This window comes from Leifsonia sp. 2TAF2 (genome assembly GCF_052115085.1).
GTDB lineage: Bacteria > Actinomycetota > Actinomycetes > Actinomycetales > Microbacteriaceae > Leifsonia.
This window is the reverse complement of record NZ_JBFRFY010000003.1, coordinates 37,991-50,994: the sequence shown is the minus strand read 5'-3', so window position 1 is coordinate 50,994 and position 13,004 is coordinate 37,991. Positions and strand designations below refer to the sequence as shown.

The following is a 13,004-nucleotide window of genomic DNA, read 5'->3' as shown; positions in this document are numbered from 1 at the left end:
GAATTCAGGCGCCTTCGGGCGGGTGGGCCAGCAGGTCCACCCGCTCGGTCAGGTAGCCGCTGAAGTCCCGCGCTCCGGCGTCACCGGCCGTCGGGCTCCACCGCACCAGCGCCTCGCCGTCGCGCAGGAACAACGGCCCGCTCGCCTCCCGCAGGGCCGCTGCCTCCAGAGGGATGATCAGGGCGTCGAAGTTCACCGTCTCGCCGTCCCGGAAGCGGCCGCGCTGAGCGGCGGCCCGCAGCGAACGGCGTTCCTCCGCCGACTGCGATTGGTACTGGGCCCTTCCCGGCGGGGTCGCACGGACCAGCGTTCCGGTCGCCCGCAGCTCGCCCTCCGCATCCAGCAGGAAGACGCCGAGGCGCCACACGCTGCCGATCCGTCGCAGCTTGGGCTCGCGGTGGATCACCAGCGTCCGGTGGGCCGGGACGAACTCCGCAAGGGCCTCCTGCCGCGCGTCGGCAGCCGAGAGGGCGGCGACGGCCGCATCGATGGCGGCGTGGATGCGTGCGATCGCGCCCTCGTCCGTGCCGGCATCCACGCGAGAAGCTTACGACCGCAGGCAGGCGCCCCGGCCGCGGCTACGGCGCCGTGCGGATCGAGAACGAGTTGTCGTCGGTGACCAGCAGGAGCTCGACGCCCGCCTCGTGACGCAGCACGACGAGCGCGGAGGCGTCGGTGGCCGCCACCCGCTCGACCTGGTTCAGGAAGATGCGCGCCATCTCGTCGGTGACCCGGAAATCACGCCCCAGAGCATGGACGATGTAGCCGGTCCGGAGGGCCGGGTGACGACCCAGCTCCGTCTCCTCTGCGAAGTCATCGACAGCGACGCGGAAGTCGGGGGTCATGGTCATGCGCGGCTCCTTCTTTAGCATCACAGACGGTAGTCGCAGATTTCCGCAGAACCAGGGGGTTGACGAGGGGTTAGATGGAAGGCATGAAGACGTTCACCTTCCCCCGCACCGACATCTCCGCGTCGAACATCATCCTCGGGCTGATGCGCATCTCGTCGCTCGACGACGAGCAGATCCGCACGCTCGTCCGCACCGCCCGCGACGAGGGCATCACCATGTTCGACCACGCCGACATCTATGGCACCGAACGTCACGGCTGCGAGCGCCGCTTCGGCGATGCCGGTGCCATCCCTGCGTCGGAGCGCGACCAGGTCGTCATCCAGTCGAAGGTCGGCATCCGTGAGGGCTACTTCGACTTCTCGCGCGAGCACATCCTGCGATCGGTGGATGAGTCCCTCGCCGCCCTGCGGACCGACTACCTCGACATCCTGCTGCTCCACCGCCCGGACACCCTGATCGAGCCGGACGACGTCGCGCTCGCGTTCGACGAGCTCCAGAGCGCGGGCAAGGTGCGCGCGTTCGGCGTCTCCAACCAGACCCCCGGCCAGATCGAGCTGCTCCAGCGATCGCTTTCGCAGCCGCTCGTCGCCAACCAGGTGCAGCTGAGCATCACGCACGCGGCGATCATCGCGCAGGGCGTCGCCGCCAACATGGCCGGTCTCGACCAGTCGATCTCCCGTGACAACGGCATCCTCGACTACGCCCGCCTGCACGACATCGTGCTGCAGGCGTGGTCGCCGTTCCAGAAGGGCTTCTTCGACGGAGTCTTCCTTGACGACCGCGAGAACTTCGCCGAACTCAACGACGTCCTCGACGAGCTGGCGCAGAAGTACGGCGTGACGCCGACCGGGATCGCGGTCGCCTGGATCACCCGCCACCCCGCCAACATGCAGGTGGTGCTCGGCACGACCACTGAGCAGCGCGTGCGCGACTCGGCGGCCGGTTCCGACATCCCGCTCACCCGTGAGGAGTGGTACCGCCTGTTCACCGCGGCAGGGCACACGCTGCCGTAACGGACCACGGCCCCTCGCCCGGAGGAGTGGCGTCAGCGAACAGAACGAACCGCCGGATTGGGAGACGCGCCGAACAGCGCGTTACGGTCGAAAGGTGGACGACGAACGGCTGTCGCTGCCCCTCCGGTTGGCGACACGCGCGCGACTCGCACGCGTGACTACGGTTCACGCTGGGCTGGCGCGGCCCCTGGGCGGGCGCCAGGCCCACGTCGCCGGTCGCTTGCCGAATCGCGTGCTGCTGATCGGCTCCGGGCCGGTCATCGGCTGGGGCGTCGGCAGCCACGACCTGGCGCTCCCTGGGGCCATCTCCCGGGCGCTCGCCGCCTGCACTGGGCACGGAGTGGTCGTCGATGTGGTGCCGCGGGCGTCCGTCGGTGTCCGGAGGCTGAGGCGGATGCTCGCCGCGGCCGACACCGCGCGGTACGACGCGATCGTGCTCAGCGGTGCCGTCTCGGACGCGCTCCGGCTGGCGGAGCCGCAGGCGTGGAAGCGGCAGCTTCGGCGGCTCCTGGAGGAAGCACGGTCGGACGCCGCCCGCGTGGTGGTGTGGATCGGCGCGCAACCGGTCAGCTCCATCCCGGGGTTCGACTCCGCTGCCGGGCGCATCGCCGAGAAGCACGCCGACCAGCTCAATGCGATGGCACGAGAAGTTTGCCACGAGACGGGCGCGCTGTTCGCACCCCTCGGAGCCCCGCACCAGAGCGACCCCGCGCGACACCGCTCACCCGACGACTACCTGTTCTGGGGCCGCCAGATCGTGGATGTGCTCGGCCCAGCACTGCAGGAGCGGTCGCCGGAGCGACGGGCGCCGAGCAGCCAGGGGGAGAAGCGCGTCGCCGCCATCGAGCGGCTCAAGTTGAGCCGGCGCGGGGGCGACGCTCGACTCGACGGGATTGTCGGCACGGCGAAGCGGACGTTGGGCACCGATATCGCGATGTTCACCGTGCTGGACGACGTGCGGGAGTGGCCGATCGCTTCCACCGGGTCGGTGCTGCAGGAGATTCCGATCGAGCAGTCGGCGTGCATCCACACCATCCAGACTCCCGACGGGATGGTCGTGCCGGACGCCGAGGAGGACGAGCGCTTCGCAGGCAACGCGCTCGTCACCGGACCCGGTGGGTTGCGGTACTACGCCGGCTACCCGGTCGAGGCACCGGACGGAACACGGATCGGAGCGCTCTGCGTGTTCGGCCGTACGCCCCGGGAACGCTCCGACGGCGAAGCGGACCTCGACGTGCTGCGGGAGCTGGCACTACTGGCGCAGCGCGAGTTGTGGCGCTGGGATCCGGGCACCTAAGAATCGGCTTTCGGCTCGCGACCTGTTTTCAGGAGGTCGTGACCTGTTTTCAGGAGCCCGCGTCCTGTTTTCAGGACTTTCGGCTTGCAGCCTTCAGCTATGCCCTGTTTTCAGGACATGGCTGCACGGCGGGCGCGCGATCTCCTGAAAACAGGTGCCGCCTCCGACCTCGCCCAACCTCCCCGCTCGAGTCCTGTTTTCAGGGCGCGGACGCCGCGGTGCCGCTCACGCTTCGAGCGCAGTGAGCAGCCGATCGAGGGAGCCGCCCAGCCCCCACCGCTCCGAGAGCGCCTGCAGCGCCGCCCGCCCCTCGTCGCTGGGCGACGCGACGCGCGCATCCACCTCGGGCAGCGGGAGGTCACGGACGACCTCCACCACCCGTGGCGCCACCGCCAGATAGTCGGTCGCCGCCGCGAAGCGCGCACGCGCTGCCGGCTTCATGCCGCTTCCGGAATCTTCTGCCGCTGCGATGATGCCGGCCAGGTCGCCGTAGTCGGCGAGCAGCGCGGCGGCGGTCTTCTCGCCGATGCCTGCGACGCCCGGCAGGCCGTCGGAGGTGTCGCCGCGCATCGCCGCGAAGTCGGCGTACTGATCGGCGCGGACACCGTATTTGCTGCGAACCACGTCGCCGGTCAGCACCTCCAGGTTGCTCATGCCGCGAGCGGTATAGATCACCCGGACGCCGTGCGCGTCGTCCACCAGCTGAAACAGATCGCGGTCGCCCGTCACCACATCCACAGGGCCGGGCGTGCGCGTGGCCAGGGTTCCGATCACGTCGTCGGCCTCGTGCTCGGCCGCGCCCACGATCGGGATGCCCACCGCATCCAGCACCTCGCGGATGATCGGGACCTGGACGACCAGGGCGGCCGGAGTCTCCTCCACGTCGACGCCGCCGGGCACGGCTTTCGCCACCCGGTGCGCCTTGTAGCTCGGGATGAGTTCGACACGCCAACCGGGGCGCCAGTCGTCGTCCCAGCAGGCGATCAGCGCGCTCGGCCGGTAGTCGGTGACGAGCTTCGCGATGATGTCCAGGAAGCCGCGCACCGCGTTCACCGGGGTGCCATCCGGCGCCTTCACCGTGTCGGGCACTCCGTAGAAGGCGCGGAAATAGAGGGAAGCGGAATCGAGGAGCATCGTCGGGCCGGTCACGCTCCGATCCTGGCAGACGGACGCTCGCGCGGGAACGGGCGCCGTGACAGGCCGCCGGGCGGCGACGCTCCCGCTAGCGTGGACGGGTGATCCCCGCTCCCCTGATCGTCTCCGCCGTCGCCCTCGTGCGCGACCGCACCGTGCTCATGGTGACGGCACGCGACCGCGACGTGTACTACATGCCGGGCGGCAAGGTGGATTCGGGGGAGACCAGTGCGCAGGCCGCCGCCCGCGAGGCCTTCGAAGAGGTGTCGCTCCGTCTCTCGCCCGACGACCTGGAGGAACTCTTCGAAGTGCGCACCCAGGCGCACGGCGAGCCCGACGGCCGGCAGGTGCACATGCGCGTGTTCCGGGCGTGGACCGACGACGAGCCGGTCGCGTCGAACGAGGTGGGCGCCATCCACTGGACGACGAGCGGGGATGCGGATCGCTGCCCGCCGGCCGGCGTCGAGGTGCTGCGGCGGCTGGTCGAGCTGGACCTCATCGACTGACGAGCGGCTGAGCAACGGAGTGCGTCGCCTACCCCGCACGAGGGCTGGCGGACGCCCGCCGTCAACGGCCAGGCTGAGGCCATGGCGCGTTCCCACGAGTTCCGATTCTCCGGCGATCCCGACTTCGACTTCGAAATCCGCACCACCATCGGCCAGGCGTTCAGCGGCGCCGCCGACATCGGGGAGGTGCTGGCCGCCGTCCACGGCATCGGCGAGAAGGACCACGACGGGTGGTTCCGCGCGTGGCTCAGCCTCGGCGACCGCATCCTGGCTCAAGCCGATGCCTCGGCCGAGGCACGCCACCGGGTGAGTGCGGCGAGCGCCTACCTGCGCGCCGCGTCGTACTACGCGACGGCGGTCAACGCGGTGGCGTCGCTGGCCTCGGAGGATGAGCTGCTGCCGACGTTCCGCAAGCACCGCGCCGCTTGGGATCGTTGGGTGGACCTGGTCGACCTGGAGATCGCGCGGGTCGACATCCCCTACGAAGACACCACCCTGCCCGGTTACCTGTTCCGCGCACCCGGTGACTCGGTTGGCTCCCGTCCGCTGCTCATCGTCGCCAACGGGAGCGACGGTGCGCTCACCGGGCTGTGGTCGTCCGCGGTTTCCGGCGCCCTGCGGCGGGGCTACGACGCGCTGGTCTTCGACGGGCCGGGCCAGCAGTCGATGCTGTTCGAGCGGAACGTGCCGTTCCGCCCCGACTGGGAGGCGGTGCTCACCCCTGTGCTCGACTTCGCCCTCGCCCAGCCGGATGTGGATGAGGAGCGCGTCGCCCTCTACGGCATCAGCCAGGCGGGGTACTGGGTGCCGCGCGCCCTCGCCTTCGAGCACCGGTTCGCCGCCGCGATCGCCGACCCGGGCGTCGTGGATGTGTCGACCTCGTGGACCGAGCACCTCCCGGCGAACATGCGCAAACTCCTCGACGAAGGTCAGGACGAGAAGTTCGACCGCGACATGCAGCTCGGGATGAAGTTCTCGCACGACCTTGCCAACACCTGGCGCTTCCGCGCGCGACCGTACGGCACGACCGGCTACGCCGACACGATGCGCGCGGTGCTGCAGTACACGGTGAAGGATGTCGCGGGACAGATCACCACCCCGCTGCTGATCACCGACCCGGAGCACGAGCAGTTCTGGCCGGGCCAATCGGAGCAGCTGGCGGCCCTGACCCCCTCCGCGTCGACGCTGGTGCATTTCACCGAGGCGGAGGGCGCCGACTTCCACGTCCAGCCGCTGGCACGGGCCCTGACCGAGCAGCGGATGTTCGACTGGCTGGACGAGCGCCTCAGTCGCTGACCGCGGCTCTTGCCGGTGTCGGTGGTGTGGGGTTGGATTCTGTCATGCAGATCAGACGCCAGATCGTCGTGTTCGATACTCCTGACCTGGAGCGCGAGTCGTCCTTCTGGGCGGCACTGATGGGAGGCGAGGTGCGCGGCGACGAGGACGACTGGCGTTCCGTCTACGTCGACGGGGAGCCACGACTCGGGTTCCAGCTCGCGCCGAATCACGAGCGCCCGGACTGGCCGGACGGCGCCCAGCAGCAGCTGCACCTCGACCTCTACGTCGACGACATCCGCGAGGCCCACGAGCACGCCGTCGGCGTCGGTGCGACCTTGCTCCGACCGGCCGACGATGTGGATGCCGCCGGGGGCTTCCAGGTCTACGAGGACCCGTCGGGTCACCCCTTCTGCCTGTGCTGGGGCTGACGTGACCGACGCAGAGCCCGCACTCGCCCTCACCGGTGTCACCGGCGCGATCGGCCGGATGACGGCGGACGCCCTTGCCGACGCAGGGGTGCCGTTCCGCATGCTCGCGCGCTCGCCCGAGCGTGCGCCGCGCTACCCCGGCTCCTCGGTGGTCGCGGCGTCCTACGGCGACAGGGATGCGGCGCTCGCGGCACTCGACGGAGTCGAGACTCTTCTCATGGTGTCGGCGGCGGAGAACGCGGAGCGGCTGAGCCAGCACCTCGCCTTCGTGGAGGCCGCCGCGGAGGCGGACGTGCAGCACATCGTCTACACGTCGTTCTTCGGGGCGGCGCCGGATGCGGCGTTCACGCTGGCGCGCGACCACTACGCGACCGAGCAGCGCATCCGCTCGTCCGGTATGCGGTTCACCTTCCTCCGTGACAACCTGTACCTCGACTTCGCCGAGCAGCTGGTGGGTGAAGACGGCGTCATCCGCGGTCCGGCGGGCGATGGCCGGGCGGCGATGGTCGCGCGAGCCGATGTCGCGCGTGTGGCGGCCGAGGTGCTGCAGCATCCGGACGCCCACATCGATGTGACGTACGACCTGACCGGCCCGGAGGAGCTCACCCTCGCCGAGGTGGCAGAGAAACTGAGCGCACACACCCGCAGGCCGGTCTCGTTCCACGATGAGACCATCCCGGAGGCGTACGAGTCGCGTGCGAAGTGGAACGCCCCCGACTGGCAGGTCGACGCCTGGGTGTCGACCTACACGGCGATCGCGGCAGGCGAGCTCGCCGGCCTCAGCGATGACGTCGAGCGCATCACGGGCCGGCGTCCGCTCTCGCTCGACGAGCTGCTGCGCGATCACGGCTAGCCCGAGCAACGCTGATCCGACGACCGCTGACACGACGAAGGGCGGCCCGCACGCTGCGGACCGCCCCTCGCGGTGACGTTACGGCTGCGTCGACCAGCCGCCGCGCGGCGGCGTCGGCCAGTGCGGCTTCGTCGAGACGACGGAGCTGACGGCACCGGTCGCCGGGTCGAGCAGCACCTTGCGCTGCTGCGGGTGCCACCAGTCGAACATCCCGCCGAGCGATCCGGCGCGGCTGTCGAAGGAGGCGTCGCCGATGCGGCCGGTCAGCCAGTTGTTCTCGATGAAGCGCAGCACGCTTGTCTGCTCGACCGGGGTGTGGTCGACGCGGTTCTGCGCGGCCCAGGGCGAGATGACCAGCAGCGGGAGGCGCTGGCTGGGGCCGCAGCGGTCGGCGTAGCCGCCTGCCGCGTGCTTCACGCTCGTGCACACGGTCGAGTCGACCGCGGGGTCGTTCGAACCGTTGGCGATCTTCGGAGCGACGTGGTCGTACCAGCCGTCCGAGTCGTCGTACGCGACGACGACCGCCGTGCTCGACCAGCTGTCCGACTTCTGGATGGCGTTGATCTCGTTCACGAGGAACTTCTGCTCATCCAGCGGGTCGGAGTAGCCGGCGTGCCCGTCCTGCGCCTCCGGCGCCTTCAGGAACGAGACGGCAGGCAGGTTGTCGCCCTTGAGCGCGGCGTCGAACGAGGTGAGGTCGTACTGGTGGTTCGCCTGGTCCGTGTGCCCGACCGCCTTCACCGAGGTCGGCGGCAGGTGGTGCGGGTTCGAGGTCGACTTGTAGTACTGGAACGGCGAGTGGTGCGGCGAGTAGTCCTTCGGCGTCGCGCCCGCGATGTTGGCCGTGACGGCGTCGCACTTGGCGTACGAGCCGGCCTGCCCGTTCCAGGCGGTGGTCGGCGTGAAACCGCCCTGGAACCATCCCCAGGTCACGCCGCGCGCGTTGAGCAGGTCGCCGATGTTCCGGCCGGACATTCCGACGACGGCGGAGGACGCCGTGTGGTCGTTGTCGGAGCAGTCGTCGTAGGCCGGGTCGGGGTCACCGATCACGGTGCCGACGCCCTGGGCGTTCGCAGACTGGACTGCCGTGGAGGTGGTGAGCACGGCTCCGGTCTTGGGGTCGTACGCGGTGCCGCCATGCGTCTGGCCGGAGATGAGGTTCAGTGCGCCGGGCGTGGACGGGCCGAAGACCGTGTCCCAGCTGTTGTCGCTCATGGCGTAGTTCTGCGCGTAGTTCCACAGGCCGGTGACGGTGTTGCCGTCGTAGTAGTCCATGACGAGTCCCGGAGCGCCGTAGGCGCCCGTACACGTGTCGGTCTCGGTCTTCTGGACGAACTGGTCCATCTTGCCGCCGTCGACGGCGGCCTGTTCCGCGGCGTAGCTGTGGTTCTGGTCACAGGTCACCGCCTGGGCGGAGCTGAGACGCTTCGGTGCGTACAGGTTGGGGTTGTTCGTCAGTGTGCCGGACGAGGTAAGGGTGTTCGCACGGGGCGTGTTTGCGGCCGCGGTGAACGTGGTGCCGTCGGTGTTCGCCGCCTTCGGGTAGGTGCCGAAGTAGTGGTCGAACGAGACGTTCTCGTCGAAGATGACGACGAGGTGCTTGATCGGGGTGAGGGTCTGATTGGAGTGGTCGGCGTGCGAACCGCCGGGTGAGGCGACCGCGGGCGCACCCGCGAGGATTCCGGCGCCCGCGAGAGCAGCCGCGCCGGCGAGCGCGACACCCGCGAGGGCGATCGGGGAGCGGCGCAGACGTGAGGGTCTGAACACGATTCCTTCTTCCTGTTTTTCATGTGCCCGGCACGGTCGTGACGGGTGGCCTCCGCTGGTCAGGCGAGCATCGTGCGCCCGAGCCAGTCGGAGGAGTCGCGTGCCCCCGGGAGGGCGAAGTAGTAGCCGCCGCCGAAGGGCTGGATGTAGTCGGTGAGCGGTTCGCCGGCGAGGCGTTTCTGCACGGCGACGAACTGCCGGTCGAGGTCCTGGTTGAAGGCCACGAAGATGAGGCCCATGTCGAGGTTGCCGTTGGCGTCGAGGCCGCCGTCGTAGTTGTAGGCGCGGCGCAGCATCCGCTGACCGTCGGTGTCGTGGGTGCGCGGATTGGCCAGCCGGATGTGCGCGTCCAGCTGGACGACGTCACCGGTGGGATCGTTCTCGAAGTGCGGGTCGTCGAACTCGGCGGATGCGGTGAGCGGGGCTCCGGTATCCCGGCGGCGACCGATCATGTTCTCCTGTTCGTGGAGGTTGACTCGGTCCCAGAACTCCACGAGCATCCGGATGACGCGGACGACGTGGTAGCTGCCTCCGGCCACCCACGCAGGCTCGTGGCCGCCGACTTTCGCCCACACCAGGCGCGACATCTCGGTCGCGTCGCCGGTGTCCGGGTTGCTGGTGCCGTCCTTGAAGCCCATCAGGTTGCGGGGTGTGCCGCTCGGCCGGGGTGGCGAGACGAAGCCGTCCTGGCGCCAGCGCACCTGCATGGCCCCGCGCGTCGCCCTCGCGATCTCGCGGACGGCGTGCGTGACGGCGTCCCGGTCGGCGGCGCACACCTGCAGCAGCAGGTCGCCGTCGCAGACCTCGCGCCGCAGTGCGTCGTCGGGGAAATCGTCCATCGTCCGCAGCCGGGCGGGCTTCACGCCGGCGAGGCCGAACCGCTCGTCGAAGAGGGATGCGCCCGCCGACAGGGTGACGGTGAGGGAGTCGGGGACGACCGTCGGCCCGAGCACGCCGGAATCGCGGGGCGGAGCGGTGATTCCCGGATCGGGTGGCGTGCCTCCCGTCGTCAGGAAGCGGGCGCGTTCGGTGACGGTCCTCAGCAGATCGGCGAGCTCGGCCCTGGTCGTCGCGGTGACGTCCAGCGCGACGAAAGACGATTCACGCTGCGGCGGGGTGAGGATGCCGTGCTGGTGCGAGCCGTGGAACGGGACGGCGGCGGCGTGGCCCGGGATACCGCTCGCCGTCGTCGTCGCGGATGCGGGACGCGCCGCCGACAGGGCGCTGGCGGCGGCCGCACCGGCAGCGGTCGTGGCGGTCGCCTGAAGGAAGCGCCGTCGCCCGATCGCGGTCATGAGTCCCTCCGGGGGTCGCAGATGGCGGCGACGGGAGCCAGTAGTTCCGCCGCCTGGCTGAGGGCCGCATCCACTCGCTCGCGGGACGCGCGATCGAGGGCGTCGAGCGGCGTCCACCTACCGTCGGCCGAGCGGTACGACTCGACGAGTGCCCGCGCGTCTGCGAGCGCCTGCTGGGTGTCACCGAGGCGGTCGTATCGTCCGGCGAGCACGGTTCCCAGTGGGGCGAGTGCTTCGCCGGCCCCGGTCAGCTGAGCGTCCACGGTCGCCAGGGACGTTCCGGACCCGGCGTCGGTCGCGCCGGTCAGGGTGTCCTGGATGGCGTCTTCCACGATCTCGTGGGCACGGAGTGCGACGTCGCCCGGGTCCAGCTGCGCGTCGGCGAACTGTGCCTGGAGGCGATCGACGAGCGACCCGAGATCTCGAGCGGACGCGGCCACAGTCGGCGCCGGCGCTCCCTGCCAGAGCTGCGACTCGACCAGATGGAAGCCGGTCAGCCCGCGGTGCGGCAACCCGTCGAGCTGATCGCCGAGCTCCCCGAAGGCGTCGTACGCCGCGCCGAGTGTCTCATAGGTGACGTGGGCGGTCAGCCAGTCCTGTTTTGCCGCCGGTAAGTCGCCCTCCTCGGCGTCGGCCGCGACAGCGGCGACCTGCGCTCGGAGCGCGGGCAGACGGGAGGACACCCATCCCGTGTACGCCTTCGCGACCGGGATGAGGTCGGTCCGTGTGACGGGGACGACGCCAGGGGTGAGCCGAGAACCGGGTGGGGCCGTACCCACCGCGACGGTGGGACCACGCACCGGATCGGTGTCAGCGGCCAGGCAGACGAATCGGTAGCGGCCCGCTCCGAGGGTGATCCGGGCGGCGGCGTGGGCTCCGGCGCCGAGGCTCTCCAGGTCGAGGTACACACGCTTGCTGTCCACGGCCTGGAGGTACACCTCCATGCCGCCCACTGTGGTGTTCGTCACGGTGAAGGTCTGGTCGCCGCCGGCGACGTGTGCCGCACCGGATCCGCCGGTGGCACCGCCGGTACTCGGGGTCGCGTCGCCGCCCCACCCTCGACCGCAGTCGTCCAGCCCCGCCGTCACCTCGAAGGCTGAAGGTGCCGCCGCCGAGACCGCCATAGGCCGCAGCACGATGGTGAGGACCGCGGCGATCACGACGAGCGCACCCAGTGCCGCGAAGAGCGCGGTCAGGCGGGCGCGAGTCGACATCGGCGGATGGCTCCAGTGGGGGTCGGATGCCGGCGACGACCGGCGTCAGCGATCCTAGAAGCGCCCGCGAAGCCGTGGAGGTGGCTTCACGCGGTGTTCACGGCGTCGTCACCTGGGCGCCCTCGAACGGGGGACAGCGGCCGTGCACGCGCGTTCGGGAGACGAATAGGGCTCCCTAGGCATCTGGCCTAACAAGCGCATGATGGGACCGAGGGAAAGGGGGATGGATGCGCGAATCGACGTGTCCGCAGTGCCGAGGCGCCGCGCGTCTCATCGCCAACCCCTACTACGGTGCGGGCCTCGCCGTGCACCGCGACCTGCTCGTCTGCGAGGACTGCGGGTTCTCCGGCTTCGCCGAGAATGCCCTCGCGGAGAGCGAGGAAGTGGTCGCCTCTCCCTACGAGAGCGCCCTGCGGCGGATTCTGCGGCGGCTCGCCGGCCGCTGACGCTCAGCGGATCCGCACGCGGCCCTGCTGCCACATCCGCGCGGCGGTGACCCGCGGGTTCGCCTGCTCGTCCGCATCCACGCCCAGTGCCGTGTACAGCCGGGCCAGCATGGTCTCGACCGCGCGCACGCTGGTTCCGCGCTCGGCTGCGATGCGGCGAGTGGATGCGCCGGAAGCGACCAGTCTCAGCACCTCGGCTTGCGCCCGGGTGACCGTGCGGACGTCACCGTCGGGCTCGGCAGCCTGGTGCTCGCCGCCGACGATCGCGGCGTCGACGGCCGCGACGAGTACGTCCACATCCTTCACCTGCGACTTCACCAGGTACACGACGGAAGGCGGGAGGGTGTCGTCGCCGACGGCAAGCTCCGGCGAGAGGTGCGAGGTGAGCACCACGAGCCCGACCCAGGGCAGCTCCCGGTGGACGCGCCACAGCAGCTCGGCCCCGGAGTCACCCCCGCCGAAGTCGAGGTCCGTGACGATCGCGTTGGGTTCGATCTCGACGATGGCGTCCCACGCCTCGGCGGCGCTGACGGCCTGCGTCGCCTCAATGCCCGTCGAGCGCAGGGCGGAAGCCACCATGGATGCCGTGAAGACGTCGTCGTCGGCCACCACGGCGCGCAGGGTCCGGGCTCGCGTGGAAGCGTCGGTCATCGTTTTGGCTCCTGCCCTATGTCACCGTCCCGGAGCTGGACGCCACGAGCGTCTCCGGCCGGGCCGGAGCACCGCTCCTCCCCAGTATCGGCTGGGCGGAGTCGTCGCTCCGGGGGCGGACCGACTCACCGTTTTCGCTCAGCGAACGTCGGAGGCGGGCCTCCGGGGGCGCGACCGGGCCCCGATCGGCGTCGCCTGCGGTCAGTGCGGTCCCGATGAGCGGGCCCTCGTCGGCGATGACGAGGCCCAGGTCCGGGGTTTCCGTGCCCAT

At 70.3% G+C, this 13,004-nt stretch carries 15 protein-coding genes; 7 read left to right on the top strand and 8 right to left on the bottom strand.

The features are described 5' to 3' along the window. Window positions 1-4: 4 nt before the first annotated feature. On the bottom strand, window positions 5-538 hold the full coding sequence (locus tag AB4Z18_RS17705) for a hypothetical protein (RefSeq protein ID WP_441784079.1): 534 nt from the start codon (window positions 536-538) through the stop codon (window positions 5-7). Between the two features lie 40 nt (window positions 539-578). Then, on the bottom strand, window positions 579-851 hold the full coding sequence (locus AB4Z18_RS17700; protein ID WP_441784078.1) for a TetR family transcriptional regulator: 273 nt from the start codon (window positions 849-851) through the stop codon (window positions 579-581). A gap of 83 nt (window positions 852-934) precedes the next feature. Between AB4Z18_RS17700 and AB4Z18_RS17695 the strand changes: the two genes are divergently transcribed. Continuing rightward, complete coding sequence (locus tag AB4Z18_RS17695) at window positions 935-1,864, top strand: aldo/keto reductase (RefSeq protein WP_441784077.1); 930 nt, start codon at window positions 935-937, stop codon at window positions 1,862-1,864. 94 nt (window positions 1,865-1,958) lie between these two features. Beyond that, entirely contained in the window at window positions 1,959-3,161 is a 1,203-nt protein-coding gene (locus AB4Z18_RS17690) for a GDSL-type esterase/lipase family protein (protein ID WP_441784076.1), read from the top strand. A gap of 225 nt (window positions 3,162-3,386) precedes the next feature. Here AB4Z18_RS17690 and AB4Z18_RS17685 read toward each other — a convergent pair whose 3' ends face one another. Continuing rightward, window positions 3,387-4,295 carry a 5'-3' exonuclease gene (locus AB4Z18_RS17685; protein ID WP_441784284.1) on the bottom strand — a complete coding sequence of 303 codons (909 nt, stop codon included), beginning with the start codon at window positions 4,293-4,295 and terminating at the stop codon, window positions 3,387-3,389. A gap of 101 nt (window positions 4,296-4,396) precedes the next feature. On the opposite strand from AB4Z18_RS17685, the gene AB4Z18_RS17680 reads away from it, so the two are divergent. From AB4Z18_RS17680 to AB4Z18_RS17665, 4 genes are all read left to right on the top strand, one after another. Next, a complete protein-coding gene (locus AB4Z18_RS17680) occupies window positions 4,397-4,801 on the top strand; it encodes an NUDIX hydrolase (protein ID WP_441784075.1) in 405 nt (134 codons plus the stop codon). A gap of 81 nt (window positions 4,802-4,882) precedes the next feature. Then, window positions 4,883-6,097 (top strand): alpha/beta hydrolase family protein, encoded by a 1,215-nt coding sequence (locus tag AB4Z18_RS17675; protein ID WP_441784074.1) that lies wholly within the window; start codon window positions 4,883-4,885, stop codon window positions 6,095-6,097. Between the two features lie 44 nt (window positions 6,098-6,141). Then, window positions 6,142-6,507, top strand: a complete 366-nt coding sequence (locus AB4Z18_RS17670) for a VOC family protein (RefSeq protein ID WP_441784073.1) — start codon at window positions 6,142-6,144, stop codon at window positions 6,505-6,507. 1 nt (window position 6,508) lies between these two features. Next, window positions 6,509-7,360: an SDR family oxidoreductase gene (locus tag AB4Z18_RS17665; protein WP_441784072.1), complete on the top strand. Its 852-nt coding sequence runs from the start codon at window positions 6,509-6,511 to the stop codon at window positions 7,358-7,360. A gap of 78 nt (window positions 7,361-7,438) precedes the next feature. Here the strand turns inward: AB4Z18_RS17665 and AB4Z18_RS17660 are convergent, their stop codons facing one another. The 3 genes from AB4Z18_RS17660 to AB4Z18_RS17650 are packed head-to-tail and all read right to left on the bottom strand — an operon-like array spanning window position 7,439 to window position 11,636. After that, window positions 7,439-9,127 carry a phospholipase C gene (locus AB4Z18_RS17660; protein ID WP_441784071.1) on the bottom strand — a complete coding sequence of 563 codons (1,689 nt, stop codon included), beginning with the start codon at window positions 9,125-9,127 and terminating at the stop codon, window positions 7,439-7,441. A 59-nt stretch (window positions 9,128-9,186) separates the two neighbouring features. After that, window positions 9,187-10,422 carry an iron uptake transporter deferrochelatase/peroxidase subunit gene (gene efeB, locus AB4Z18_RS17655; protein WP_441784070.1) on the bottom strand — a complete coding sequence of 412 codons (1,236 nt, stop codon included), beginning with the start codon at window positions 10,420-10,422 and terminating at the stop codon, window positions 9,187-9,189. Next, the gene (locus AB4Z18_RS17650) at window positions 10,419-11,636 is read right to left on the bottom strand and encodes an EfeM/EfeO family lipoprotein (protein ID WP_441784069.1); all 1,218 of its coding nucleotides are present in this window, start codon (window positions 11,634-11,636) and stop codon (window positions 10,419-10,421) included. The genes efeB and AB4Z18_RS17650 overlap by 4 nt, the downstream gene beginning before the upstream one ends. A 227-nt stretch (window positions 11,637-11,863) precedes the next feature. Here AB4Z18_RS17650 and AB4Z18_RS17645 point away from each other — a divergent pair, with 227 nt between their 5' ends. Then, the gene (locus AB4Z18_RS17645; RefSeq protein ID WP_441784068.1) at window positions 11,864-12,082 is read left to right on the top strand and encodes a hypothetical protein; all 219 of its coding nucleotides are present in this window, start codon (window positions 11,864-11,866) and stop codon (window positions 12,080-12,082) included. 3 nt (window positions 12,083-12,085) lie between these two features. Here AB4Z18_RS17645 and AB4Z18_RS17640 read toward each other — a convergent pair whose 3' ends face one another. Both AB4Z18_RS17640 and AB4Z18_RS17635 read right to left on the bottom strand, forming a co-directional pair. Continuing rightward, window positions 12,086-12,733: a response regulator gene (locus tag AB4Z18_RS17640; RefSeq protein ID WP_441784067.1), complete on the bottom strand. Its 648-nt coding sequence runs from the start codon at window positions 12,731-12,733 to the stop codon at window positions 12,086-12,088. A 16-nt stretch (window positions 12,734-12,749) separates the two neighbouring features. Continuing rightward, window positions 12,750-13,004 (bottom strand): hypothetical protein, encoded by a 255-nt coding sequence (locus AB4Z18_RS17635; protein ID WP_441784066.1) that lies wholly within the window; start codon window positions 13,002-13,004, stop codon window positions 12,750-12,752.

Coding starts and splice junctions, on each gene's coding strand:
- AB4Z18_RS17700 (WP_441784078.1), bottom strand. CDS start 851: ATGACCATGACCCCCGACTTCCGCGTCGCTGTCGATGACTTCGCAGAG.
- AB4Z18_RS17695 (WP_441784077.1), top strand. CDS start 935: ATGAAGACGTTCACCTTCCCCCGCACCGACATCTCCGCGTCGAACATC.
- AB4Z18_RS17685 (WP_441784284.1), bottom strand. CDS start 4,295: ATGCTCCTCGATTCCGCTTCCCTCTATTTCCGCGCCTTCTACGGAGTG.
- AB4Z18_RS17675 (WP_441784074.1), top strand. CDS start 4,883: ATGGCGCGTTCCCACGAGTTCCGATTCTCCGGCGATCCCGACTTCGAC.
- AB4Z18_RS17670 (WP_441784073.1), top strand. CDS start 6,142: ATGCAGATCAGACGCCAGATCGTCGTGTTCGATACTCCTGACCTGGAG.
- efeB (WP_441784070.1), bottom strand. CDS start 10,422: ATGACCGCGATCGGGCGACGGCGCTTCCTTCAGGCGACCGCCACGACC.
- AB4Z18_RS17650 (WP_441784069.1), bottom strand. CDS start 11,636: ATGTCGACTCGCGCCCGCCTGACCGCGCTCTTCGCGGCACTGGGTGCG.
- AB4Z18_RS17645 (WP_441784068.1), top strand. CDS start 11,864: ATGCGCGAATCGACGTGTCCGCAGTGCCGAGGCGCCGCGCGTCTCATC.
- AB4Z18_RS17640 (WP_441784067.1), bottom strand. CDS start 12,733: ATGACCGACGCTTCCACGCGAGCCCGGACCCTGCGCGCCGTGGTGGCC.
- AB4Z18_RS17635 (WP_441784066.1), bottom strand. CDS start 13,004: ATGGGCACGGAAACCCCGGACCTGGGCCTCGTCATCGCCGACGAGGGC.